Source organism: Gluconobacter sp. ESL1110, from assembly GCF_058107395.1.
Window position 1 is genome coordinate 282,075 of record NZ_JBYLUK010000007.1, and the last position, 24,500, is coordinate 306,574.

21 protein-coding genes are annotated in these 24,500 nt (G+C 56.3%); 6 read left to right on the forward strand and 15 right to left on the reverse strand.

Going from position 1 to position 24,500, the window contains the following annotated elements:
• The first annotated feature begins 153 nt into the window (after positions 1-153).
• On the forward strand, positions 154-2,574 hold the full coding sequence (locus AC3B6F_RS05315; RefSeq protein WP_489823615.1) for a TonB-dependent receptor: 2,421 nt from the start codon (positions 154-156) through the stop codon (positions 2,572-2,574).
• 61 nt (positions 2,575-2,635) lie between these two features.
• On the opposite strand, the gene AC3B6F_RS05320 is transcribed toward AC3B6F_RS05315, so the two are convergent.
• Positions 2,636-4,381 (reverse strand): glycoside hydrolase family 13 protein, encoded by a 1,746-nt coding sequence (locus AC3B6F_RS05320; protein ID WP_489823616.1) that lies wholly within the window; start codon positions 4,379-4,381, stop codon positions 2,636-2,638.
• A gap of 203 nt (positions 4,382-4,584) precedes the next feature.
• Here AC3B6F_RS05320 and AC3B6F_RS05325 point away from each other — a divergent pair, with 203 nt between their 5' ends.
• Both AC3B6F_RS05325 and AC3B6F_RS05330 read left to right on the forward strand, forming a co-directional pair.
• Entirely contained in the window at positions 4,585-5,220 is a 636-nt protein-coding gene (locus AC3B6F_RS05325; RefSeq protein ID WP_489823617.1) for a D-sedoheptulose 7-phosphate isomerase, read from the forward strand.
• Positions 5,221-5,270: 50 nt separating this feature from the next.
• A complete protein-coding gene (locus AC3B6F_RS05330) occupies positions 5,271-6,251 on the forward strand; it encodes a D-glycero-alpha-D-manno-heptose-1,7-bisphosphate 7-phosphatase (RefSeq protein WP_489823618.1) in 981 nt (326 codons plus the stop codon).
• A 4-nt stretch (positions 6,252-6,255) separates the two neighbouring features.
• Here the strand turns inward: AC3B6F_RS05330 and AC3B6F_RS05335 are convergent, their stop codons facing one another.
• Positions 6,256-7,161 (reverse strand): NAD-dependent epimerase/dehydratase family protein, encoded by a 906-nt coding sequence (locus tag AC3B6F_RS05335; RefSeq protein ID WP_489823619.1) that lies wholly within the window; start codon positions 7,159-7,161, stop codon positions 6,256-6,258.
• A gap of 205 nt (positions 7,162-7,366) precedes the next feature.
• On the reverse strand, positions 7,367-7,534 hold the full coding sequence (locus tag AC3B6F_RS05340) for a hypothetical protein (RefSeq protein ID WP_010503616.1): 168 nt from the start codon (positions 7,532-7,534) through the stop codon (positions 7,367-7,369).
• A gap of 285 nt (positions 7,535-7,819) precedes the next feature.
• Here AC3B6F_RS05340 and flgH point away from each other — a divergent pair, with 285 nt between their 5' ends.
• Complete coding sequence (gene flgH, locus AC3B6F_RS05345) at positions 7,820-8,566, forward strand: flagellar basal body L-ring protein FlgH (protein WP_023944565.1); 747 nt, start codon at positions 7,820-7,822, stop codon at positions 8,564-8,566.
• Between the two features lie 60 nt (positions 8,567-8,626).
• Here flgH and AC3B6F_RS05350 read toward each other — a convergent pair whose 3' ends face one another.
• The 9 genes from AC3B6F_RS05350 to hrcA form a co-directional block, all read right to left on the reverse strand.
• Positions 8,627-9,874 carry a hypothetical protein gene (locus AC3B6F_RS05350; RefSeq protein ID WP_489823620.1) on the reverse strand — a complete coding sequence of 416 codons (1,248 nt, stop codon included), beginning with the start codon at positions 9,872-9,874 and terminating at the stop codon, positions 8,627-8,629.
• Positions 9,875-9,877: 3 nt separating this feature from the next.
• On the reverse strand, positions 9,878-10,312 hold the full coding sequence (locus AC3B6F_RS05355; protein WP_010503620.1) for an ExbD/TolR family protein: 435 nt from the start codon (positions 10,310-10,312) through the stop codon (positions 9,878-9,880).
• A 69-nt stretch (positions 10,313-10,381) separates the two neighbouring features.
• Positions 10,382-10,807 carry an ExbD/TolR family protein gene (locus tag AC3B6F_RS05360; protein ID WP_010503621.1) on the reverse strand — a complete coding sequence of 142 codons (426 nt, stop codon included), beginning with the start codon at positions 10,805-10,807 and terminating at the stop codon, positions 10,382-10,384.
• Between the two features lie 4 nt (positions 10,808-10,811).
• A complete protein-coding gene (locus AC3B6F_RS05365; RefSeq protein WP_010503622.1) occupies positions 10,812-11,897 on the reverse strand; it encodes a MotA/TolQ/ExbB proton channel family protein in 1,086 nt (361 codons plus the stop codon).
• A gap of 140 nt (positions 11,898-12,037) precedes the next feature.
• Complete coding sequence (locus tag AC3B6F_RS05370) at positions 12,038-12,706, reverse strand: energy transducer TonB (RefSeq protein WP_010503623.1); 669 nt, start codon at positions 12,704-12,706, stop codon at positions 12,038-12,040.
• 393 nt (positions 12,707-13,099) lie between these two features.
• Positions 13,100-14,231, reverse strand: a protein-coding gene (prfB, locus tag AC3B6F_RS05375; protein ID WP_211569159.1) for a peptide chain release factor 2 whose coding sequence is annotated in 2 segments (ribosomal slippage) — positions 13,100-14,161 and positions 14,163-14,231 — 1,131 coding nt in all. Because the reading frame shifts where the segments join, the coding sequence is not laid out codon by codon here.
• Between the two features lie 38 nt (positions 14,232-14,269).
• On the reverse strand, positions 14,270-16,900 hold the full coding sequence (locus AC3B6F_RS05380) for a penicillin-binding protein 1A (protein WP_489823621.1): 2,631 nt from the start codon (positions 16,898-16,900) through the stop codon (positions 14,270-14,272).
• 91 nt (positions 16,901-16,991) lie between these two features.
• Complete coding sequence (locus tag AC3B6F_RS05385) at positions 16,992-17,876, reverse strand: aldo/keto reductase (protein WP_489823622.1); 885 nt, start codon at positions 17,874-17,876, stop codon at positions 16,992-16,994.
• Positions 17,877-17,939: 63 nt separating this feature from the next.
• The gene (hrcA, locus tag AC3B6F_RS05390) at positions 17,940-19,010 is read right to left on the reverse strand and encodes a heat-inducible transcriptional repressor HrcA (protein ID WP_023944557.1); all 1,071 of its coding nucleotides are present in this window, start codon (positions 19,008-19,010) and stop codon (positions 17,940-17,942) included.
• A gap of 83 nt (positions 19,011-19,093) precedes the next feature.
• On the opposite strand from hrcA, the gene rph reads away from it, so the two are divergent.
• Together rph and rdgB are read left to right on the forward strand one after the other, a co-directional pair.
• The gene (rph, locus tag AC3B6F_RS05395) at positions 19,094-19,804 is read left to right on the forward strand and encodes a ribonuclease PH (RefSeq protein ID WP_023944556.1); all 711 of its coding nucleotides are present in this window, start codon (positions 19,094-19,096) and stop codon (positions 19,802-19,804) included.
• Positions 19,804-20,403 carry an RdgB/HAM1 family non-canonical purine NTP pyrophosphatase gene (rdgB, locus tag AC3B6F_RS05400; protein WP_034880898.1) on the forward strand — a complete coding sequence of 200 codons (600 nt, stop codon included), beginning with the start codon at positions 19,804-19,806 and terminating at the stop codon, positions 20,401-20,403. Before rph ends, rdgB begins: the two co-directional genes overlap by 1 nt.
• A gap of 8 nt (positions 20,404-20,411) precedes the next feature.
• Here the strand turns inward: rdgB and AC3B6F_RS05405 are convergent, their stop codons facing one another.
• From AC3B6F_RS05405 to AC3B6F_RS05415, 3 genes are all read right to left on the reverse strand, one after another.
• Positions 20,412-20,843 (reverse strand): hypothetical protein, encoded by a 432-nt coding sequence (locus AC3B6F_RS05405; RefSeq protein WP_034881579.1) that lies wholly within the window; start codon positions 20,841-20,843, stop codon positions 20,412-20,414.
• 333 nt (positions 20,844-21,176) lie between these two features.
• Positions 21,177-22,547: an amidohydrolase family protein gene (locus AC3B6F_RS05410; RefSeq protein ID WP_489823623.1), complete on the reverse strand. Its 1,371-nt coding sequence runs from the start codon at positions 22,545-22,547 to the stop codon at positions 21,177-21,179.
• Between the two features lie 104 nt (positions 22,548-22,651).
• Complete coding sequence (locus AC3B6F_RS05415; protein ID WP_489823624.1) at positions 22,652-24,490, reverse strand: ABC transporter ATP-binding protein; 1,839 nt, start codon at positions 24,488-24,490, stop codon at positions 22,652-22,654.
• Positions 24,491-24,500: the final 10 nt, after the last annotated feature.

Sequence of the window (24,500 nt, forward strand, 5' to 3'; positions counted from 1 at the left end):
AATCAGCAATCTGACTGGATGATCAAAACAAAATCAAAAAAAAGAACAAATCTGATCGTTTTTGATTGACAACAATTTTACACAATTCATACGCTGCTGATGTTCCGCAACCGTTACGGGATCGCGGTCGTCCTCAGATTTCATGAGCAGCCGATGAACAAAACCAGCTTCCGCATCGCCCTCCTGTGTTCAACTGTCGTGATTGGGGCCGCCAGCGAATACGCAGAAGCCCGTACGTCTCATACGCAGCGGGTTCACGCTGTTTCCAAAAGTTCAGCTCCTCAGACGGGTACCAAAACCGAACCTGCGCTCCGCCATAGTCCTTCCACCCTTGAAGCCCATAGCGACGAAAGCGTACACGTCACTGGCGCGGCCTATGGAGACGGTGTCAGCAATACGACGCCCGGCGGTGGCCTGATGCCGGTGCAGACTGCGCCCCGTTCACAAAGCGGCATCACCCGCGACTTCATTGCGAAGATGAGCCCGACATCGAATGTTCAGGCCTTGATTGGGAATCTGCCTGGTGTTGTAACCTACAGTCAGGACCCTCTGGGCGTTTCCGGTGACTCCCTAAATATCCGCGGCATGAATGAAGAGCAGATCGGTTATCTTTTTGAAGGTATTCCGATTGCCGACCCCATCAGATATGCCCCTTATACGGGCACGATTGTTGATACCGAAAATCTGGGCTCCGTGACGGTTTCGCAGGGCTCTCCAGATGTTGATGCTCCGCTCTACAATGCGGTGGGCGGCCAGATCACGATGTCGGAAATCAACCCCAGCCATAAAGCTGGCGGTTATCTATCCCTCACTGGCGGAACGCACAGCACAAACAAGGAATTCCTGCGCCTTGAAACCGGCGAGATCGGTCATACCGGTATTCGCGGCTTCGTTTCCTATTCCCATATGTCCTGGAACAACTGGCGCGGTCCAGGTGGTGGTACCCGCCATCATACCGATGCAAAATTCATCAAGGAGTGGGGCGACGGGAACTCCGTTTCCGCAGTGTTTGGGTATAACGCGACCAAATATACGGGGTATCTAAACCCCACGATGGCAGCTTGGAACAAATACGGCCGCAGCTATAACTATGACGGTCACTATACACTGGGTGATGCCAATTATTATGGTCTGAACCAAACCATCAACAACGCCATGACCGTCATGGCACCCTCCCATTTTACCCTGAGCAATCATCTTAAGCTCAATGTGGCGCCTTATTACGTCCATATGTTCGGACCTTCCGTCTGGGGTCAGAACATCAGCAGTGCCAACAGCTATTTCGGGACGGGAGCAGCAGGTAACCTCAACCTTTCCAATCTCACGTCCGATGGAATGGCGACGACACAGGCTGTTGATCCCTGGAACCAGAAGTCTTCAGGTCTGAACACGTCTCTGGTCTGGTCCACGAAGTACAATACGCTGACATTCGGCTACTGGTATGCGTACACCCAGCATGAAGAGCTGGCGAATTACATTCAGACCGACGCTCAGGGCAATTCTGTATCCGGGTTCAACAATGACCCTATCCGCGTGGCGGATGGCCGGATTCTGACGCCGTGGGATCTGAACTTCAAGCAGCAGTCCAACACGCTGTATCTGGCAGATACCGTTCATCTTCTAAATGACAGACTACAAATTACCGGCGGTTTCAAAGCAACCATGCTCTCCCGTCAGGGGACAAACCTCGTTCCTGGCGCAGACCCTTATAAGAACGCCAAGAACTACTTCGAGCCGATGCCGGAGTTCTATGCATCCTACAAACTGACGGACCACGACCAGATCTATATCAACGGAACGACCGCTTTCCGTGCGCCGGGTTCCGTGGAAGTGTACTCCCAGCTATTCGATCCATCCTCTAGTACAGCTGTTGAGCAGCCGGGCAACCTGAAGCCTGAATATTCAATTGGGGAAGAAATCGGCTATCGCCATCATGGCTTCTATAATGCTGCAATTTCGTTCTTCAATTACAACATCACCAATCATCAGGTTACGTCCTACGGCTATCTCCCAGGGACCAACAGTCTTGTTTCAGAGCCTCTGAACGTGGGGGGTGAAACAGCGCGTGGCGTACAGGCGGAACTGGCACTCGGTAACTGGCATCATTTTAGCCCGTATCTGTCCGGCCAGTATCTGCATGCCACGATCGACAATAATTATAATGCCGGATCGGATTATCTGCCGACTGCAGGAAAAAAAGCGCCGAGTTCTCCGAAATTCACAGGCTCAATCGGATTGCGTTACGATGACGGCACGTTCTTCGGGAATTTTGCGCTCCGTTATGTGGATACGCAATACACAACATTCATGAACGATCAGTCCCTTCACTCCTACGTCACATCCAACATGACGTTAGGGTATCGGATGCAGAAGCTTGGTCCAGCAAAACACCCAACCATTCAGCTCAATCTGGTGAATCTGGGTGACAATAATTATCTTTCCGGCGCATCCAGTGCGACCGGAAACGCCAAGGCGACCAAAGGCGTCTATGGCAGCACGATCAAAGGTGCCAGCCCGGTTTATGTTGTTGGTGGTGGCTTTGCGGCTCTGGTGTCCGTGTCCACGGGCTTCTGATCCTTCTCCTGCTCTCTGGTATTTTCCGTATCAGAGAGCATGTAGTGCGCCTGATACCTGTTTAGATCTCTGCTGGCGGTGCCAGACGGTAAATGCCGGCCTGCCAAGGCTTGAGATCTGGCAGGACGTTCCCGACTGATGCGGACATATTATCCAACAGCACTTCTGCAATCTTCAGCCCGTGAGGCAGAATATAGTGCTCGGTTTCACCGCACATATTGATCAAAACCAGAAACTGCTCGCTCCCTAGCGTCCTCGTAAAAGCGATGACAGAAGGATGATCCGGATCAATATCTTCAAAATCTCCGTAAATCAGAGCTTTCTCGCTGGCGCGAAGCTGAATGAGCGCCCGGTAATAGTTCAGAATGGAGTGAGGATTAGCGTCCTGTTGTGCGACGTTGATATCCGTATAATTGGGGTTCACGCGGAACCACGGTAAGCCTGTCGTGAACCCGGCATGATCCGAAGCGTCCCACTGCATAGGGGTGCGGGCATTGTCACGACTAATTCTCCGCAGGCTATGAAGAACCTCTTCAGCAGGCATTTTCCCGATGCCAACCGTGTTGTTCCAGATCCCTTTTGCGTTGATGTCCTGAAAATCCTCTATTCCATCGAAATGAATATTGGTCATGCCAATTTCTTCACCCTGATAGATATAGGGCGTCCCGCGACGCATAATCAGGAGAATGGCCAGCGCCTTGGCGGACGGGCCATGACCTTCTGGAGACGGATCGCCAAACCATGATACGGAACGTGGGTTATCATGATTTTCCAGAAAAGACGTTAACCAGCCATCCGGCCCTGAAGAGGTATCTTCTCCTCGCAAAACCGCTTTCAGATCTTTGATCGTCCAATCCTGTACCCGCCAGTCATGTCGGCCAAGGCGAACAATTTCAAAATGGAACACCATCGTCAGTTCGTTGCGGGCTTCCGAAACGAACGCAGGTGTGTTCTCAAAAGACACGCCAAATGCTTCCCCAACCGTCAGCAGATCACGACCGGCAAGAACTTCACGGTGCATGTCCTGAAGGTAATCATGGATTTTGGGACCTGTAACATACACATGCTCCAGGCTTTCCATTTCGGCTAATGTCAGATCCCGCAGTCCTGGGAGTTTTGAGATGAAACAGATGGAATCCATCCGGAACCCAGACACTCCCTTGTCGAGCCAGAAGCGCATGATGTCATACACTTCCTGACGGACCTTGGGATTTTCCCAGTTCAGGTCAGGCTGTTCCTTGGCAAAATAGTGCAGATAATACTGCCCGCTCGCCTCGTCTTTTTCCCAGGCAGAGCCTCCGAATATCGATAGGTAGTTATTGGGCGGCCCATCATCACGCCCATCGCGCCAGATATAGAAGTCCCGGTAAGGGTTATCCGGCCCCGATCGGCTCTGGCGGAACCACTCATGCTGATCGCTGGTATGATTGATGACCAGATCCACAATCAGCTTCATTCCCCGCTCATGCAGGCCTGCAACAAGCCGGTCGAAATCTTCCATAGTGCCCTGGAGAGGATCAATCGCTCTGTAATTACGGATATCATAGCCGTTATCGACATTGGGCGTATCATAATGCGGGGCCAGCCAGATGACCTGCACCCCAAGGGATTTCAGGTAATCCAGCCTGTCTATCAAACCGGGGAGATCGCCTATGCCATCACCGTTACTGTCGCTGAAAGACCTTGTGTACACCTGATAGACAACAGCTTCTTTCCACCATTTTTCCTTCTGCGGGGTGTTAGTTTCACTCGCTTTCAAAGCCATCACGGAACTGTTGGGAGAATTTTCGGCAAGGTGTTGCGACATCGGGATCGTCTCCTGGCGGATAGACCCGTTCAACGCCCTGCCTCAGGCAACTGTTCCGATCTTGAGCGCGAAAGAAACAGGCAGTTTCATAAAAGCCCTTGCTTGACAGATGCTCTTCAAAACCCTCTGTCTCTCATCATGAGGCGACCTGAAAAAGGTCTCCACACCTTTTTTTGACCTGACCTGCGGAGTTTCCATTCCTGATGTCCCAGTTCCCGACATCCGACCTGCTGAACAGTCTCCCAGCCTCCGAGCGGGACTATCTGCAGGATTACCTCCGCCAGTCTGCTGAAACCATGGTCGCCTTTTCCAAGCATGAAGCCTGTGCGGACATGATGGCGGGCATTGCTTTAACCATCACCTCCGCACTGGAAAAAGATGGAAAACTTCTGGTAGCCGGTAACGGTGGCAGCGCAGCAGATGCCCAGCATATTGCTGGCGAATTCACGGCCCGTCTGATGTATGACCGTCGCCCGCTTGCTGCCATTGCTTTGACGACGGATACGTCCGGTCTGACGGCCATTGGAAATGATTACGGGTTTGATCATGTCTTTTCCCGGCAGGTTCTGGCGCTAGGGCGGAAAGGCGACGTCTTTCTGGGCATCACGACCTCGGGCCGCTCCCCGAATATCGTACAGGCGCTCAAAGCCGCGCGTTCACAGAACATCACAACCGTCGTCTTCACCGGCGAAAACTGTGTCGAGCTTCCGGATGCCGATTTCGTCCTGCGTGTTCCGTCTGGATGGACACCTCTGATTCAGCAGATGCATATCGCAGCAGCCCATATTGTCTGTGCTCTTGTAGAACGCGCTCTATGCCCTCAAACGCCTGACGTATGATTTCGAGAGTTCCGCAATGCGTCCTGCTTCTTCCCAACATTGGAGAGGCATTGCGGCCCTACGCTGGACAGTCGTTTCTTTTTCGCGTTCTCCGGGATTATCAGCGCTTCGGCATAACTGATGTTACACTGCTCACAACGACGGGAACGTCAGACTTTCTCCCATGCCTCTATGAGAAACTTCCTCTACAGGGGACTCTGACAACATACATCCTTCCAACCTTCACGGTTGAAGCCTTGCAGCAGGTTGCCCCTCTGCTGCCGGAGACGTTTTTTCTGGCACGAGGGGACCGTCTTTGCGATGGCGCTGTCTTCCCGCTGCTCCCACTGATGACCGCACATCTGGAGACGCCACGAAGTATCGTGGACCCGAATGGAACACCAGCGTTGACGCTTCTGAACCAGCGCACACTGAGAACTGTGCCTCCCTCAGACTCCCTTATGAGCCTGCTGCACACACACAGTGAGACGATTTCCGTAGCGTCCCCGGTTCTGTCGCCGGACACCCTTCCCTTCTCCGCCTATCCCCTACACCGTCCTGCGGTGTTTCTGGATCGGGACGGAGTGCTGAACTACGATCATGGTTATATTGGCACGCGGGAACGCTTTGAATGGATTACCGGCACGTTTTCCGCTCTCCGCCGAATTGCCCGCAGTGGGCACCATATTTTCATCGTTACCAACCAGTCTGGCGTGGCACGGGGATATTACAGCGAAGATGACGTCAAAAGCCTGATGAGTTGGGCTATTGCCTCTATCCGATCAGAAGGGGCCACCATTGATGACTGGCGATACTGCCCTTTCCATCCCACCGCAGCGATTGAACACTATCGACAGGACAGTGAGTGGAGAAAACCTGCCCCAGGAATGATTCAGGATTTGCTGATGAAATGGGATGTCCATCCTGCCGACTGTTTCCTGATCGGCGATCAGGAAACCGATCTTCAGGCCGCTGCAGCCGCAGGCATGCCGGCCTATCAGGTCACGTCGGAAAAAACTCTTCTCGACTGGACGATGGAATTGTTGCCCTGAGACTTCAGGATCGAATGCGCCACCGCCAGTCGTTCAAAACTTCCTCAAGCGTATTTTTCCACGAAATCTGAGGCGTCCATCCTAAAAGCTGTTCCGCTTCCTGCGGATTACCCTGCATGTTTTCCAGACCTGAAGGCACAGGATGCGTCGGGTCAATCCGGATCTCTGATTTTATATCCGCCAACTCCATCAGATCACTCAGGATAGAACTGGCAGTTCTTGTCTGACCACTACAGATATTCAGCACCGTACCATCAAGCGGTGGTTCCGAGAGTGCCAGAGCGTCAATATAAGCATCGCAGGCATCGCGGACATTCAGGATGTCGTAACCAGCATTTGGATGGCCAAGAACGATTTCAGACTGTTGATGCGCTTCAATACGCGCGACCTGAGCCGCCAGAAATGGAAGAATAGCATTCGCATCCTGCCCACTCCCCGCTTGGGTGAAGGGACGCATCCGAACAACATGCAAACCTTCCTTCGCGAGCATCCCCACAGCCATATCAGCCGCTGCCTTGCTTGCGGCATAGGTGTTCAGCGGTGCGACTGTCGCTGTCTCATCCAGGGGTTTATCCTCTGCAAAAGACGCTCCATAAATTTCGGCGGAAGACACAAAAACAAAGCGGATATGCCGTGCATGCTGCTGAAATGTTTCAGCAAGATTCATGGTGCCATCAAGATTCACCTGCCAGGCATGACGTGTATCCTGACTGGCTTCCAGAACGGATGACACTGCCGCCAAGTGGATGCAGGCGTCCGGCCGGGTATCCTGAACAACGCGCTCTACAGCCTGGCGGTCCAGAATATCCATTTGCCCCTCGATCAGCACATGATCTGGAAGGCGCTCTTTCAGACGTATTTTCAGGTGCGTTCCGACGAACCCATGACCACCAGTGAGCAGAATACGCATAACCGCTTTCATCCTTGCCCAGGAGAAAAACGGATCGCTCTACAAGTTATCAAAATGGGTTTTTTCAGAACGGACGGCATGGATCATTCTCCTTTGCGGGCGACCAGACGACAGCAAAAAGGGGGCACGGCCGTTCCGCCATCCCCCTTCTTTCGACCACATTCCGCAAATGGGCAAGAGACAAGCTCCAGCCCATTAAAAGAGCTTAGTTTCCAAGCGTCCGGTCAACTGAACGCCCTGCCTTCTCGATCGGCCCCTTTGGCGGGTCTACAGTGTCACGTACTTTTTCACCAAACGTCCGGTGATGTTCACAAGCCGTCAGTGTGACACAGGACACAGACAGAGCAAGAAGAAGCAGAATTGATTTACGCACTTAGGTCATCCTCCGCAGAGCGAATTGAAGCCTTAGAAACGGTCTGTCATGCTCCCGGTTCCCAATTGGAGTTTTTGCACCCCAAACAGCCTGCCTTCAGTTGCTCAGAAACGATTTTTTTTCGGGGAATATCGTTTTCGATACGGATATTGAATGTGGATATTTACATCTTCACAAATACCCAAAAAACGCGACTTAGAGGCTGAAATCCTCTCGAGTTAACCTGTTTTTTACAAAGCTTATGGTTGGATACTTCTGTTCGGAACAGGCGGAATTATCCCACACATGTTGCTTCCATCTCGTAGTGTTATGCGCTGTCTGGGCCTAGTGAGCCTGCTCCCGGCACTGTCTGCCTGCAATTCTCTGGCTCAATTGTCGGAAGTAGGCCGACCACCCAGAATGACGTCCATCAGCGATCCCACATTGGCAGCCAGTTATCGCCCTGTGACGATGCCCATGCCTCCGTTGAGAGCCCCCCCACCGGAAGCTTCAAGTCTGTGGCGTAGTGGAAGCCGCGCCTTCTTCAAAGATCAACGGGCTTCCCAGGTTGGAGACCTGGTCACCATCATTGTGGACATTACTGATAATGCTGCCTTCAATAATGGTACGACAGCAAACCGAGCGGCTGATGAGAAATTCGGAATCCCGAATCTGTTTGGTATCAAGGGAAAAATTATCAGCGCTGTAACGGGTGCCGACAGTCTCAACACAGCCAGCAGTAGCGACAGCAGTGCGACAGGCAAGATCATCCGCAACGAGACGGTCACATTGCGTCTGGCAGGAACCATTACGCAGGTTCTGCCAAACGGAAACTTCGTGGTAATGGGCAAACAGGAAGTCCGGGTAAACAGCGAACTGCGGGAACTCGGCGTGAGTGGCATTGTCAGACCACAGGATATTACGGCCGACAATACCGTAACCCATGACCGCATGGCAGAGGCACGGATTTCCTACGGCGGCCGGGGCACCATCACCCAGATCCAGACTCCGCGTTACGGACAGCAGGTCATGGATTCAATCTTGCCATTCTGAACCAAAAAAAGCGCCGGGATTCCTCCCGACGCTTTCCATGACCCAAGATCGCAACTGTCGTCAGTGAGCAGCAGGACGAGACAACAGAAGGGCCCAAAGCTCTGCAACGTCCTTTGCAGGACCATTACTCGAGACACTTTCAAACGTCTTAATGGCTTCGGCTTTCTGCCCAGCATCCATCTGCGCCATACCGTATTCGACTTGTGCAAGATCCGGATAGCGCGGGTTCTTGCCAAGACCAGTCTTCATCAGAGCAAGGCCCTGATCCGCCTGACCATTCAGCACAAGATTGTACCCCGTCGTCAGGGCTGGACCTGCAGTTGGAGCTGTAGGAGCCGCAGCGGCAGCCTGCGCCAACTGAGCGCGATCAGCTGCAGCACGCTGAGCAACGAAAGCGTGGAATTTGGCATCAGCTGCAGCTGATGGGCCATTCCCCAGAGACTTGTTGGCGTAACCCTGATTGAGCAGGTTGAGTGCCAGTTGGGGAAGACCCATCTGTACAGCGCGCTCGCCCATATCCTGATAATCGGACGGATCTTTCAGGACGCCAGTCGCAAGACGCAGGCGCTCAACATAGAACACGAGCGGGGGGGCCAGATTTGGGTTCGCCACCAGATCATGGATCAGAACAGCCCAATAATCAGGCTTGGAATAGTATTTGGCCAGAAGAACATAGGCATGCGTCTTTGCGTCCGCATCCTTCAGATTCGTGTAGGCCGTAGCAAGCATCTGAAGCTGGTTCTCAGCGGGCGTCTTGCCAGCTTTGATCGTGGCATCCACCTGCTCCTGAGCCGCCTTGGCCGTGCCCTTCCAGTCGCTCTGCAAGTAATAGCACTGGATCAGCATGGTTTGCATGCGGGGATCCGGACCATGTTCTTTCAGGTAACGCTCTGTCGGCGGGATGGCAGCGGCGTATTTCTTGGCGCTGTAGGCCATCGTCGCCTGAGCCATCAGCATCTGGCCCTTAGCCGCCTTCGGCGTGCGGGCGCTGTTGATGAGAACATCATACGCTTTCGTCGCAGCGTCCACATTACCGGACTGAGCTGCAACTGCCGCACGCATCTGGGCAATCGTGTAAGACTCGTAATCCGTCTTGCCCTTGACCGCATCTGCAGCATCTACCGCAGCCATGGCCTTATCGTAGCTCTTCGAGGCAAGAGCACTCTGCGCCTGCTGAAGATCCTTGCCGACAGCTTGACCCAGCACATCGTCTGCATGGGCAACAGGCCCAGCAATGAGAGCGGTACCAATAGCGCCAGCCAGCAGAAGGGAGCGGGCGCCCAGACGGCGGTTAAGGGACAAAAACACGAATTACTGTCCTTCCATGAACTGATCCAGACCAACGATACCCAGTTTGGTCACGCCAAGACGCTGTGCATCAGCCATGACGTGGGCAACTGTTTTGTAGTCTGCAAGACGGTCAGGGTGAATATGGACTTCAGGCTGGTCACCTTCTGCAGCTGCGGCTTCAAAATGGGCCTGCAGTGCTGCTTCTGACGTAACCGGCTCACTGTTCCAGGAAATGCTGTTGTCGTAGCCAATGCTGACTGTAACCAGCTTGGGCTGCTCGGTGGATGGCGGAGGATTGCCCTGGGGCAGATCAATGGCCACCGAGTGAGTCTGCAGCGGGATGGTGATGATCAGCATGATCAGCAGCACCAGCATCACGTCGATCAGCGGCGTGGTGTTGATATCGACGATACCTTCGTCTTCGTGCGTGCTGTCCGATCCGACGCTCATGCCCATGACGGCGGTTCTCCAAAAGGGTGACGTAAAAGAGGGTGCCGGCCCGTTTTCAGACGGACCGGCAAAACCTCAGTTCGAGTGAGGCTGCTCGGTGATAAAGTCCACATGGGCGATACCGGCTTCCTGAGCGGTAGCGACCACCTGGCCTACTGCCAGATACTTGGCAGCGCCGTCACCGCGGATCTGAACCTGCGGCTGCGGCTTCTGCTTGGCCACCTCAACGAGGCGGTTCAGCAGATCATCGTGTGTCTTGACCGGGGTGGTGTTCCAGTAAACCTGACCTGTTGAGGTCACAGCCAGAACAACGTTCCCCGGCTTGGTCTGTGTCGGTTGATTCGCATCAACCGGCAGCTTGACCTTCACTGAGTGTGTGGCAACCGGGATGGTGATCAAGAAGATGATCAGCAGCACCAGCATGACGTCGACGAGGGGAGTGGTGTTGATTGCCGACACCACTTCGTCGTCACCGCCGCCTCCTCCGACGTTCATTCCCATAGTATCAGACCCGCTGGCTGGTGGTGATGGTGGTCGGCGTGTGATCTTCCGGAGCAACACCGTGACGGAAGCCACCGATCAGAACGGACTGGACGTCAGCAGCAAAGTTGCGAACGCGGTCCATGGCGCCCTTGTTACGGCGAACCAGAAGGTTGTAGCCGAGAACAGCAGGAACAGCCGTTGCAAGACCGATAGCCGTCATGATGAGGGACTCACCAACCGGGCCAGCAACCTTGTCGATGGAAGCCTGACCGGCAATGCCGATAGCTGTCAGAGCGTGGTAAATACCCCAAACCGTACCGAACAGACCAACGAACGGAGACGTGGAACCAACCGTACCAAGGAAGGCGAGGCCGCCCTGCAGACGGGTGTTGATCGTATCAACCGCACGACCAATGGACATTTCCGTCCAGGAATGCAGGTCGATGGCATCACGCATGGAGCCTTCGTGATGTTCAGCAGCAACAATGCCGGTCTCGGCAATGTAGCGGAACGGAGAAGACGCCTTCAGGGAAGCTGCACCCTGCTGGACGGAAGGCTTGGTCCAGAATTCACGGGATGCTTCCTTGGAAGCCGCAAACAGACGGCCCTGCTCCAGGAACTTCATGACCATGATGATCCAGGTACCAGCGGACATGATCACCATGATGATCAGAACGCCACGAGCGATCACGTCACCATTGGCCCACAGGGCGCCGAGGCCATAAGGGTTGCCCTGAGGAGCCGGAGCTTCCGGAGCAGCGGAGGCGCTTTCACCCGGGGTCGCAGCAGCAGCAGGCGTCTGGTCAGCAGGAGCCGTTGCCGGAGCCGACGAATCAGCAGCCGGAGCGTCGCCTGGCGTTGCAGCAGGGGCGCCAGCATCGGTCGGTGCGGAAGCAGCCGGAGCAGCAGACGGGTCTGAAGGAGCAGCCGGCGGCGTGGCGGACGGGTCAGCCGGTGCGCTCTGATCAGCAGGAGCTGGCTGGGCGTAAGCAATAGCCGGAGCGATCGCACCCGAGGCCAGGGCCAGCGTCAGGGCCATGGCGCTGGCCCGGACGGCGCGCGCCTTCGTCGGAACGGCAAGAGCAGGAAGGCGGAACAGTCTGGTCATGAACTCCATATCCTCGTTAGAGATGCCCGTTTTCGGAGCTGTCTGGGGTGCCGGCCATATGGGGACCGGCCCTTTCCTGAGCCCCTCCGGATTCTGGGAAACCGGAAGGACAATCTTATTTTAGACTACTGGCTGACGGATCACTCGTCGCCCATCGTAAAGTCGACGTGCAGAATGTGGTGATGCTCGGTGACCGGAGCGCCGTTAACGACGGCAGGCTGGTACCGGGCCCGACGAAGGAAGTCGAGCGCACTTTCCACAAACTCGTGACCACCCGTTGAGCTGACGATCGAGCAGTTCGCTGTGTGACCGTTCGGAAGAATATCGCAGGAAGCCGTGACTTTACCTTCGCGGTTCTCTTCCTGTGCTTCTTCCGGATATTCCGGCTTTGCACCGTTGATCGGCGACGCACCAGCCGTGTGATCTGGAACTGCCGGAGCTGGCGGGCCCTGCGGAGGAGCCGGGACGGGCTCAGGTGCAGGCGTCGGGCTCGGCGGAACCGGATGCGGCGGCTTGGCATGCGTGACCCGCTGGATCGCCTTTGGCGGCGGCGGAACGCTGATCTTCGGTGGCGGAATATACGGCGGCGGCGGCTGCTCCATCTGCGGCGGTGGCGGCGGCGGAGGTGGCGGAGGCGGCTTGGGCTGCTCCTTGATCACTTCCGTCTTGATGGGCGGCTTTTCGTGGACGAGTTTGCCCACAGCACCGCTCATGAGCGCATAGATTACCGCGCCCATAGCCAGCACGGCCACGACGATCGCGACAATGTAGTCCGTCGGCTTGCGCTGCTGTGCGGCGTAGCTCTTCATGTCGTAACCTTCTTACCCCTCACTGACACCGACAATCGATCCACACCTCAAGAGTGTGAAATCTCGATCTTGTGTTTGCATCGAGTTCCCTCACCTCACGGACGTGTGATTCGTCGCATGTCGTGAGAACATACCCGATATGCTGATTGGGCAGCCTTCAGGCCATGGTGTCAAGCTGATTATTGCCCTTCCCGAAACGAAAAACTCTCATCTTTCGATCGTTTGCCACTAATCAATGCGCGGGAGGGTGCAGAAAAGTACACTTTTCTGCTTCTTTTTTGCCCTGAAAAAATCAAAATTCTCAAGGCCTGTAACAGAATTATAATACAAAAGACTGGGCAGCACATTCATTACGCCACACCAGTCTTTTGTTTCATATTATTGCGCAGACCTTTACTGGGCCGATGCGCTTGCTTCCGAACGTGTGGCCCCTACTCTCTGGGCGAGGGACGCTGACATGAAATCATCCAGCGCGCCATCCAGAACAGCGTCCGGATTGCCTTTCTCCACACCTGTGCGCAGATCTTTGACTAGCTGATACGGGGCAAGGACGTAGGAACGGATCTGGTGGCCCCAGCCGATATCTGTCTTGGCAGCTTCTGTCTGGGCAGCCGCGGCTTCACGCTTTTGCAGTTCGGCCTCGTACATCCGGGCTCTCAGCATTTCCATTGCCTTGGCACGGTTACGATGCTGGGAACGGTCCGTCTGACAGGCCACCACAATCCCGGTGGGAATATGGGTAATACGGATAGCCGAGTCGGTCTTGTTCACGTGCTGACCGCCCGCGCCAGAGGCCCGGAAGGTATCGACACGGAGGTCCGAATCGTTGATCTCCACTTCAATGGAATCATCGACCACCGGATAGACCCAGACAGAGGCGAAGGACGTCTGACGACGGGCAGCAGCATCAAACGGTGAAATCCGCACGAGGCGATGCACACCAGCTTCCGTCTTCATCCAACCATAGGCGTTGTGGCCACTGATCTGGATGGTGGCGGACTTGATTCCTGCCTGTTCGCCTTCACTGCTTTCAATGAAGGTGACCTTGTAGCCGTGCTGTTCGGCCCAGCGCGTGTACATGCGCAGGATCATTTCCGCCCAGTCCTGGGCTTCCGTTCCACCTGCGCCGGCGTTCACTTCAACGTAGCAGTCGTTGGAATCTGCCTCGCCAGAGAGAAGGCTTTCGATTTCGCGCTTCTGAACCTCTGCGGCCAGTCCGCGCAGGGTTGTGATGGCTTCTTGCACCAGATCCGTGTCGTTCTCCATTTCAGCGAGTTCGACAAGTTCCAGAGTGCCTTCGACATCCTGTTCAATCTGCTGGACACCCTCGATCTGATTGGCAAGCGTTGTCCGCTCGCGCATCAGCTTCTGGGCAGCATCCGCATCATTCCAAAGGTCTGGGTCTTCCGCGCGGTGGTTCAGTTCCGCGAGGCGTGTTGTAGCGACATCCCAGTTAAAGATGCCTCCTCAGCAGTGCCACCGACTGCTTGATCTGTTCGGAGAGCGCTTCAGTCTCGGCCGACATAATAATTCCTCCATTCCATCGAGGTGATATGGCTGCACTCAGTACAGACCACCTACACCAATGTCACCATCAGAGGGAGCAGGTTTCTGAGCCTGCGCCTTGGGATTGGACGTCGGACCAGCACTCTGCGGACCAGCATCCCCCATATCGCTCTCGGAATCGGAAATAACGGCATCAGCTCCCGTATCCGCTGCTGTCAGCGCTTCCGTGCCAGCGCCGAAGCCATGCAGAGCCACAGAGGCGCCCGGAACCTGATCCGCCTTGAATCCGTCCGTTGCCGTGATGCGACCCGTATTATAGGACGCCAGCGTAATATCTGCCGGGACCCGGAAATCGAGCCTTGGACGATCGGCCAGCGCGACTTTCATGATCTTGTTCCAGATCGGGCCAGCGATACGGCCGCCATCTGCATTTTTACCCAAAGTCTGTGGCGTATCAAAGCCAACCCAGACGACTGTCACGATATCCGGCGAAAAGCCTGCGAACCATGCGTCATGGAAGTCCTGACTGGTGCCCGTCTTGCCTGCGATGGGGCGATCAATCCCGACGCCCGCCATGCGGCCCGTACCACGGGCAATCACGTCCTGAAGCATGGCCGTGATCTGATAGGTGCTGGCTTCGCTTGCAAGAACAGGACGCGTATCGGTGAGCGACGGCACGGACACGCTTCCCGGAACAGGCTGTGCAGGCACGGCCGAGGTTGGCGGGACTGTCGCAGGCTGGCCATCCGGCGCTGTCGGCGTGACCGTGGGAGATGCCGGGTCAACCGGCGGCGCAGGAGGGGCCTGCAATGTTGTGCCCAGTGTCAGACCGGGTGCGCGCCAGACGATATTGCCGAGACGGTCCTGAATATCGTCCACCAGCGTAGGGGTCACGACATGGCCGCCATTGGCGATGCTGGCATAGGCTGCCGCTTCCTTGAGCACTGTCGTTTCGACCGCGCCCAGAGCAGCGGGGAGCACATGCGGCATCTGATCCACGAGACCTGCCTTGATGGCCGTATCCGCCACAGCCTTCATACCCAGATGGGCAGCGACACGGATCGTCACAAGGTTGCGGCTCTCACGCAGCGCGTCATGAAGGGTCGTGGGGCCCCAGTTGTCATGCTCGTAGTTCTTAGGGTGCCAGTCTCCATAAGACACCGGCGAATCATCGAACTTCTCGGAAGGGGAAATCCCCTGCTCCATGGCCGTCAGATAGACGAAGGGCTTGAAAGACGAACCCGGCTGACGCAGCGCCTGTGTCGCACGGTTGAACTGGCTTTCGTGGAAGGACCAGCCACCGACAAGGGCCAGCACGCGCCCGGTGCGGACGTCCATCGTCACGACAGCGCCTTCAACCTGCGGAATCTGACGCAGGGCGGCGGAACCGCTTTCCTGCGGTTCGATCATGATGACATCGCCAGCACGCAGCGGGTGCATCCGTCTGGCCCAGGAGAGATCCGTCGCCAGAAGCGGACCGGTCTTTGAGACACCCTCTTCGATCCAGCCGACTTTGGAGCCTCCTGGCAAAACAACGCCCAGACGCCACTCACGCAGCATTCCGGCTGGGGACGAAACCCTGTTCAGGCTGTCTTCCCACCCTTCAGCGTCAATTCCGTCCAGATGACGAACAGGGCCGCGCCAGCCGCTCCGGCTGCGGTCATAATTCATCAGCCCTTCATGCAGCAGCTTCGTGGCCGACACCTGAAGCGGCTGATCCAGACTTGTATGAACCTCAAGGCCACCCTGAAGGGCCTTGTCTTCGCCATACTGGCTAATCAACTGGCGGCGAACTTCCGCGCCGAACCATTCGGAATCCGGAAGAGGCCCGAACCGCTGCTTCTGCTGCGGAACCAGAGGCTCTTTCTTGTCCTGCTCCGCCTGCTCCCGGCTGATGACGCCGTTATCGGCCATCAGATCCAGCACGATGTTCCGGCGCATCAGGGCCGTTTGCGGGTGCAGGAACGGGTTATAATTCGTCGGGGATTTGGGAAGAGCAGCCAGAGAGGCAGCTTCCGCATCATCCAGCTGATCGAGCGGTTTGTTGAAATAGGTCTGGGCGGCGGCTGCAACACCGAAGGCACCATTCCCCAGGTAAATGCCGTTCAGGTAGATTTCGAGAATCTTGTCCTTGGACAGGACCTGCTCCATCTTCATCGCCAGCAGGGCTTCCTTGATCTTGCGATCAATGGTCAGGACGTTGCTGTTGAGCAGCATGACCTTGGCGACCTGCTGCGTAATGGTGGAGGCACCAAGCGGGCGACGTCCGTGACGGGCGAACACGTCCGTCATGCCGGCACGGGCAATGGCCATCACGTCCACACCGCCATGGGTGTAGAAGTTGTGATCTTCCGTGGACAGAAAGGCGCGCTTCACCTTGTCGGGAATGGCATCAATCGGAACGAAAATCCGCCGTTCGTTGGCAAGCTGGGCCATGAGCCGCTCGTCGGACGCATAGATGCGGCTGACTGTAGGCGGTTGGTAGGCCCGCAGACTGTCCACGCTTGGCAGATCAGCCACAAGTTTGGCGTATGTGGTCCAGCCGAGCACACCCACGCCCGCAATGCCAACCAGCCCAACGCCGGCAACAATCGCAAGAGACTGGCGGAAACGACGGAAACGTGGCCCACGGGGCATACTGGCCCTGGGGTCCTGCGGATTACGGGAGCGAATGAAACGGCGCGTCATGAAATCTGCATAGCACTGAAACGAGCCGTTCGTCGCCCCCGCTGAAAAGGGTCATTTTGTGACGGTTTTCAGCGGCTCGTGATCATTGTGGTTACGCTGCGGTTTTCTGCCAGACGTCCTTACCTTGCCGATCCAGCATAGCAAACTCTTCATCATTGAGTTTCAGGGACGCTGCCCGGACATTGGATTCCAGATGTGCTCTGCTGCCTGTCCCCGGAATAGGCAGAATGACTGGCGAGCGTTTGAGCAGCCAGGCAAGGGCAATCTGGCCCGCATCCGCACGATGCCGATGGGCGATCTTGTCCATGTCGGTGCCCGGTTTGGCGAGTTCTCCGGCAGCCAGAGGTGCCCACGGGATGAACCCTATGTTTTCCTTGGTGCAGAAATCCAGCACGTCTTCGGACTTACGGTCCACAAGGTTAAAACGGTTCTGAACGGTGGAGACCGGGAAGTATTTCTGCGCGAGTTTGATGTCTTTCACGCTTACTTCCGACAGGCCGACATGCCGGATCAGGCCTTCCTCGCGAAATTTGGCGATCGCCTCGAACTGCTTTTCTGCCGGACAGTCCGGCCCAATGCGATGAAGCTGCCAGAGATCTATGCGTTCTACGCCCAGTCGTCGCATGGACATAAGGACACACTGTCGCAGATAGTCCGGATTTCCGACTGGTTTCCAGATATCCGGGCCATGTCGGATCAGGCCGCCTTTCGTGGCGATGACCATCTTCTTGTAGGGATACAGCACTTCGCGGATCAGGTTTTCTGAAACGAAGGGACCATAAGAATCCGCTGTGTCGATGAAATCCACACCGAATTTTGGAAGGCTTTCGAGGGTCTGAACCACTTCCTCGTGGTCTGGTGGCTCGTCCCAGATACCCTTGCCTGTGATGCGCATGGCACCAAATCCGAGGCGATGGACCTTGAGGTCACCACCAATGAGGAACGTACCGGACTTCTTTGCGTCAATCGTAGCCATGGACTCTTTCCTTTCCGATGGACGCGGGATTCAACAACGCAAAGGCGGAAGGGTTGCAGTCAACTATCCCAGCAGGCGTCCGACCATCCGGGCTGTGTAATCGACGACGGGAACAATCCGTCCGTAATTCAGGCGTGTCGGGCCGATGACCCCGATGGCACCCACGATCTTCTGGGCCTCGTTCCGGGCGGGGGCCACAATCATGGACACGCCGGACATACCGAACATGCCGCTTTCGCTACCGATATAGATCCGCACCCCTTCCGACGCGTCTGCGAGTTGCAGAAGCTGGAGCATGGTTTCCTGCGTTTCCAGATGGTCGAACAACATCCGGATGGTTGTCAGGCGCTCGATTTCGGTGATGTCTGCCAGCAACTTGCCCTGACCACGCACGAACAGGGTGCCGCCATCCGCATCCCATGTGGCGAGGCCGCTCTCAATCACGCTGGCCGTCAGAGCATCAAGTTCATGACGGTTGGCATCCATTTCCTTGCTGACCCGCTCCCTGAGCGTTCCGAGCGTCAAATCTCCAAGATGGGCGTTCAGATAGTTTCCCGCTTCAACCAAGGCGGAATGCGGAAGGCCTGGCGGTGTTTCGATGATCCGGTTTTCCACCTGCCCGTCAGAACTCACGAGCACGACCAGCACACGGCCCGGACCGAGGGCAACGAACTCGATATGCTTGAGAGTGGCATCCGATTTGGGAGCAAGCACCAACCCTGCCGCAGATGACAGGCCGGACAGCATGGAGGACGCTTCCGCCAGCGTCTCCTGATAGGAGCGACCGTGGATGTCCAGACGACTGTCGATATTGGCTCGGTCTTCTTCCGTCAGGGCACCAAACTGAAGAAGACCCTCTACGAAGAGTTTGACGCCTTTTTCTGTTGGCAGGCGCCCTGCGGAGACGTGAGGGCTGAACAGCAGGCCAGCCCGTGCGAGATCAGCCATGACGTTGCGGATCGTCGCAGGGGACAAGGCTGGATTGAGGCGCTGTGCCAGCGTTCGGCTGCCGATCGGCGCACCTGTTTCGACATATTCCTCGACGATTTCCCGCAGGATCGCAGCTTCCCTGTCCCCAAGCCCGGACGGAAAGGAGTTCGACATGCGAAAGAAGGAGGGGTCAGGTCTGATCATGGTAAAACTGTATGTCGGGGCTGGAAGCGTTCTCGTCAAACGCGCTAGAGGCAGGGCTCGCTTCTGAGAGAGGATTTTTTCGCATGACAAAGCGTCCGTCTGGCCGCGCCAGCGACGAAGGTCGCCCCGTATCCATTGAGCCAGGCTTCGCCCGCCATGCGGAAGGGTCTGCGCTGATCCGGGTTGGTGGAACGGAAGTGCTTTGCACGGCGTCGATCGAGAACAAAGTGCCGCCTTTCCTGCGCAACAAGGGACAGGGCTGGATCAATGCCGAGTATGGCATGTTGCCCCGCGCCACGCATCAACGTGGGCATCGAGAGGCCTCCAAGGGCAAGCAGTCAGGCCGCACACAGGAAATCCAGCGGCTGATCGCCCGTTCCCTCCGACCGTGCGTCAATCTCAAGAAGCTGGGCGAACGGACGATTACTTTGGATTGCGACGTCCTGAATGCTGATGGTGGCACGCGGTGTGCGTCCATTACCGGTGCGTGGGTGGCGCTTTCCCTGGCGCTGCGGAAAGCCAAACTGTCTTCCGTCATCACATCACAGGTCGCTGCTGTTTCCTGCGGGCTGACAGAGGCAGGGGCCGTGCTGGATCTGGATTACATTGAAGACAGCGCAGCACAGGCCGATACGAATTTTGTTCTGACGGCCGAGGGTGGCATCGTGGAAATTCAGGGTACGGCGGAAACGTCTCCCTTTCAGGACCATGATTTTTTTGAACTGCTGCGCCTTGCACGTCTTGGCACAGCCAAACTGTTCGAAGCCCAGAATGCTGCACTGGAGACCCTGTGATGCGTCGTCTGTCCCGTGGATCAAAAATTGTTCTTGCCAGCCACAATGCCGGGAAGCTGCGTGAATTCTCTACCCTTCTGGCAGAAAGCGGCATTACGGTCGTGTCTGCTGGGGAACTGAACCTGCCGGAACCGGAAGAAACGGCTGATACCTTCGTTGGTAATTCCGAAATCAAGGCTCTTGCTGCGGCGCGAGCTTCTGGCATGCCCGCATTGGCTGATGATTCCGGTTTCTGTGTTTCCGCATTGGGCGGCCAGCCCGGCGTCTATTCAGCACGCTGGGGTGGACCGACCAAGGATATGAGCATTGCCATGGAGCGGGTGCATCGGGAAATGGGCGATACGACCGATCATGGTGCGTCTTTCGTCGCGGCCCTCTGTCTTGCATGGCCGGATGGAGAAACGCAGTCGGTTGTCGGTGAGTGTCATGGCCAGACGGTTTGGCCTCCGCGCGGGGAACAGGGGCATGGCTACGATCCCATGTTCGTACCGGAAGGCGAAACGCGGACTTTTGCTGAGATGGCTGAGAACGAAAAGAACGCCCTCAGCCATCGTGGCCGCGCTTTTGAGCTGTTTCTAAAAGAGTGCGTAGAAGGCTGAACCGCCTTCTATGTAACAGAAGACTGGGGCTCTTCGTGAGGCCACAAACGATAGGGGCCTTCTGAACAGATCTCCATAGACATCATGACGGCTGTGCTGCTGGGAGGACAGTCGAACTCCAGCAGGGCTTTGCCATTGGTCCAGCGCGCCAGAGGGCCTTGCTGCTGCCCCCACCCATCCACAGGGCAGGAGGTGAGATGCTTGGTGAGACGATGGGCACCAAACCCATCATAAAAAGTAAGGTCCCCTATCAGCACCCCACGGCCCTCAAACCGGCTGAAACCACTGTTCAATCGGGAAAGGATCCAGAGGCGCGGAGGAACTTCGGGAAGCATGAACAGAGCATGATGTCCCTGCCAGCGGGCAGGACGAATAAGGGCTCCATCCTCCAGAAGAAGATGGAGGTCAGGGTCAGGCGTTAAGTGTTCGATAGCAGGCATGCGCTCTTTCCAAGCCATAGGGGATATGGCTTTTTCTTGCGGTCGAGTGCGCAAATCTCAGACCGGTGACAGTTCTGTTGCAGATCATGGGTAAGGTTATCCGATGGAAGGCTGTCATTCTCAGCCAGCATCCGGGTCTTGCCCACTCCGCAGAAACGAGGCCGTCCCGGAGTGGAAACGGCAACGAGGGATATAAAACAGAACACTGCTACCGTAAAAGGTGCTCCTGTAACGATTCTTACTGAAGATTAATGACATTTCTACGCAATCGTTATTCCTGATGATCCATGTGAGAGCGGCTTCTGGTCCGTTCAAAGTCGGACAGAATGTCCTTCAATGCACAGGACCATGACTGACCAGAACGCCGCGCTGCCAGACCTGATCCACCTGATCGATATCGGCAATGGTTTTGTCTGGTGCGCCTCGCACGATGAGCAGATCGGCCCGACGCCCCGGCTGGATCACGCCACGGTCGTCCAGCTCCAAAAGTTCCGCGGCATTCCCCGTTGCAAGATGAATAGCTTCCAAGGGGGTCAGACCCGCTTCTACTGTCAGAGCCAGTTCACGATGTTCGGCAAAGCCAGGCAGGCGCGTCGGGGCAGCGCCTGAATCCGTACCAAAGCCAATTTTTACACCAGCCCGGTAAAGGGCAAGCAGGTTCTTCTGGTTCATGGCGACAGCCTTGTGAGACGCCGCGGTCAGAGGATTGGCCAGTGTTTTCTGGCGCCATTCAGCATTGGAAAGCTGAGCCATGAGAGCAGGGTCAATCGCGGCGGCAACGAAGGGAATATTGAGCAGGTCCGGATGCTCGGCAAACAGATAATTCGCCTCATCCAGGCCCAGCGTCGCAATGTACCAGACACCTTTTGCCTGCATGGCGCTGATGAGCGACTGATCGACTGGTTGATCCCGGACGCCATGGGCAAGGATATTGGCCCCGGCATCAACGACGGCCTTGGCAATATCGAGATCGTGGATATGCACTGCGACGCGGGTGTTGTGTTCATGGGCTTGGTCAATGACGGCGCGATAGATATCCGGCGACATTTTGGGAAGCGTCTTGCCGTTCGGAACGCCATTCCGGAAATCATCCACCCACAGTTTCACCAGATCCGTATGTTCCGCGATCATACGATCCACATCCTGACGGGCTTCCTGCGGCGTTGAGGGGCGATAGACCTGATCGGGACCAAGACCTTTGACCATTGCTGCCGGAGGAGCACCATTTGGCGCGCCAATTCCTTGATCCACGCCGAACAGATCGGCTCCCGGATTTTTTCCGGCATGCTGCTCTTTGCGCAGATCGTCGAAAAGCGGAGAGCGGTTCAGACCGAGGGACGTTACGGTCAGGACACCGTAGTCACTATACTTTTTGAGGGCTGCGAGAATGTTCTCACGGGTATAGTTGTCGCTCCCGCCAGACGTTCCCTTGATGATGCCGACATGACTGTGATCGCTGATGAGAGCGGGTAAAAGCGTTTTGCCACTCAGATCGACATGCTGTGCTTCTGCGGGAGCGAGACTTCCAACGGACACGATGCGCCCGTCGTTAATGACAACCGTGACGTTCTCGCGAACCGGGTCGCCCGTTCCGTCAATCAGGCGGGCATGATCGAACGCCACGGGTTCTGCCTGTGCGGGAAGTGCCAGAAATATGGCTGGCGTAGCCAGAAGCAGTCCGGCAAAGGCGGAACGAAGTATCATGATGTGTTTCCCTCAACAGCAGTCAGGCTGAGGGGAAACGTTCTGTCATGCAAGAAAGACGCTCACACTCTCGGAGATGTGAGGGCGAAGATGTGAGCGAAACTTCAGCCTTCGAGCGACTGAAGCTCGAACAGACGGCGATAAATGCCCCCGTCTTTTGCCACGAGTTCGGTATGCGCGCCGTCTTCTTTCAGTTCGCCACGGCTGAAGACCAGGATCCGGTCCAGTTCCATGACGGTTGAAAGACGATGCGCCACGACGATGACAGTCCGGTTCTTCATGAGGCGACGCATGGCCTCCTGCACGAGAGATTCCGATTCCGAGTCCAGACTGGACGTCGCCTCATCGAAAATCAGGATTGGCGCGTCAGCGAGAAACGCACGGGCGATAGCGACGCGCTGACGCTCGCCACCAGACAGCTTCACGCCGCGCTCACCCACCATCGTATTGTAACCTTCCGGCAGACGCTCAATGAAAGCCGCCGCATTGGCCTGACGGGCTGCTTCCTTGATCTCCTCCAGAGACGCACCGGGCCGGGCATAAGCAATATTTTCCGCGAGCGTCCGATGAAACAGGACAGGCTCCTGCGGCACGATGGCAATGTGAGACCGCAGGGAAGACTGCGTGACCTGTGCAATATCCTGACCATCCACCGTGATGCGCCCGCTGTTCACGTCATACAGGCGCTGAAGGAGTTTGGTCAGGGTGGTCTTGCCTGATCCGCTGGGTCCAACGAGGGCCACACGGGAGCCGGGCGCAATATCGATGTTGAGATCCTGATAAAGCGGCTTGTCCTGCCCTGGATACTGGAACATGACGTGCTCAAAGTGGATTTCACCCTGCGTGAAGCGGGCTTCTTCCGCATTGGGCGCGTCCTGAATGGCGGAATCACGTCGGAAAATGGCGATCAGCTCTTCCATCTCGTTGACGGAACGCTGCACCTGACTGACCTGCTGCCCCAGATCACGCAGATAGCCCTGCACGAGGAACATCATGGTCAGCACATAGGCCACATCACCCGGACCGGCCTTGCCCTGCCACCACAGCATGACGGCCAGACCGATCATGAGCATCCGCATCACGAGAGAGGCCAGCGCCTGAATGTTGGCGCTGTTGGTGCCCCGGAGCCATGTACGGAGCGTGCGCTCCCGCCAGCCCTGCACAATCGTATCCAGCCGTTTCTCTTCGCGGAGTTCTGCACCGAAAGCTTTGACGACTGGATTGCAGGTCACGGAATCTGCGATAGCTGCCCCCATTTTGGTGTCCCATTCATTCGAGGCACGGGCACTGGGTGCAACGTAGCGGAGCGTGAGGGTAATCGAGAGCCATGCGAACAGAACGACGGACACCGCCAGAACAGAGCCCATGAGCGGTGAGCGGAACATAAGAACGGCGGTTGTGCCGCCGAGAACCATGACTTCCGGACCAATCATCAGCAGAAGTGTATCGTCCAGCGTATCAATCGCCCACATGCCACGGGTCAGGCGGCGGACGGTTGAGCCAGCAAAGGTGTTGGCGTGCCAGTCCGTCGAGAATCGTTGCACACGCTCGAAGGCCTGATTGAGCACCTTGTGCATGATCGCAAGCGTGAGGTGCGAAATCCCGACGAAGGAGGAACGACGCCCGTACAGACCGATCAGGCCCAGCGCGATCAGCCCACCAACCATCAGGAACGCATCGTTGCGCAGGTTCAGAAGCTCATCGGTTTTTGGAATCGTCGGCCCGGCGGCATGTTTGGAAATATCCGAGACGAGACGGCCCGCCAGAATCGGTGTGACGACATCTGCCAGTGTGGCGAGGGCCACACCGGCCAGTGTCCAGGCAAGCAGGATCGGATGTGCCAGCCAGCGGCGGCAGACAAAGGACAGGACTTCTGTAAAGGAAACGTCGATTTTCCGGCCTTCCTGTTTTTGGCCGGTAAGGTGCGTAGAAGTATCGGACACGAAGAGCTCC

Bases quoted from the DNA above. Each gene is read 5' to 3' on its own strand.
- AC3B6F_RS05315 (WP_489823615.1), top strand. From the start codon at position 154: ATGAACAAAACCAGCTTCCGCATCGCCCTCCTGTGTTCAACTGTCGTG.
- AC3B6F_RS05320 (WP_489823616.1), bottom strand. From the start codon at position 4,381: ATGTCGCAACACCTTGCCGAAAATTCTCCCAACAGTTCCGTGATGGCT.
- AC3B6F_RS05325 (WP_489823617.1), top strand. From the start codon at position 4,585: ATGTCCCAGTTCCCGACATCCGACCTGCTGAACAGTCTCCCAGCCTCC.
- AC3B6F_RS05335 (WP_489823619.1), bottom strand. From the start codon at position 7,161: ATGCGTATTCTGCTCACTGGTGGTCATGGGTTCGTCGGAACGCACCTG.
- flgH (WP_023944565.1), top strand. From the start codon at position 7,820: ATGTTGCTTCCATCTCGTAGTGTTATGCGCTGTCTGGGCCTAGTGAGC.
- AC3B6F_RS05355 (WP_010503620.1), bottom strand. From the start codon at position 10,312: ATGGGCATGAGCGTCGGATCGGACAGCACGCACGAAGACGAAGGTATC.
- AC3B6F_RS05360 (WP_010503621.1), bottom strand. From the start codon at position 10,807: ATGGGAATGAACGTCGGAGGAGGCGGCGGTGACGACGAAGTGGTGTCG.
- AC3B6F_RS05365 (WP_010503622.1), bottom strand. From the start codon at position 11,897: ATGACCAGACTGTTCCGCCTTCCTGCTCTTGCCGTTCCGACGAAGGCG.
- AC3B6F_RS05370 (WP_010503623.1), bottom strand. From the start codon at position 12,706: ATGAAGAGCTACGCCGCACAGCAGCGCAAGCCGACGGACTACATTGTC.
- AC3B6F_RS05380 (WP_489823621.1), bottom strand. From the start codon at position 16,900: ATGACGCGCCGTTTCATTCGCTCCCGTAATCCGCAGGACCCCAGGGCC.
- AC3B6F_RS05385 (WP_489823622.1), bottom strand. From the start codon at position 17,876: ATGGCTACGATTGACGCAAAGAAGTCCGGTACGTTCCTCATTGGTGGT.
- hrcA (WP_023944557.1), bottom strand. From the start codon at position 19,010: ATGATCAGACCTGACCCCTCCTTCTTTCGCATGTCGAACTCCTTTCCG.
- rph (WP_023944556.1), top strand. From the start codon at position 19,094: ATGACAAAGCGTCCGTCTGGCCGCGCCAGCGACGAAGGTCGCCCCGTA.
- rdgB (WP_034880898.1), top strand. From the start codon at position 19,804: ATGCGTCGTCTGTCCCGTGGATCAAAAATTGTTCTTGCCAGCCACAAT.
- AC3B6F_RS05405 (WP_034881579.1), bottom strand. From the start codon at position 20,843: ATGCCTGCTATCGAACACTTAACGCCTGACCCTGACCTCCATCTTCTT.
- AC3B6F_RS05410 (WP_489823623.1), bottom strand. From the start codon at position 22,547: ATGATACTTCGTTCCGCCTTTGCCGGACTGCTTCTGGCTACGCCAGCC.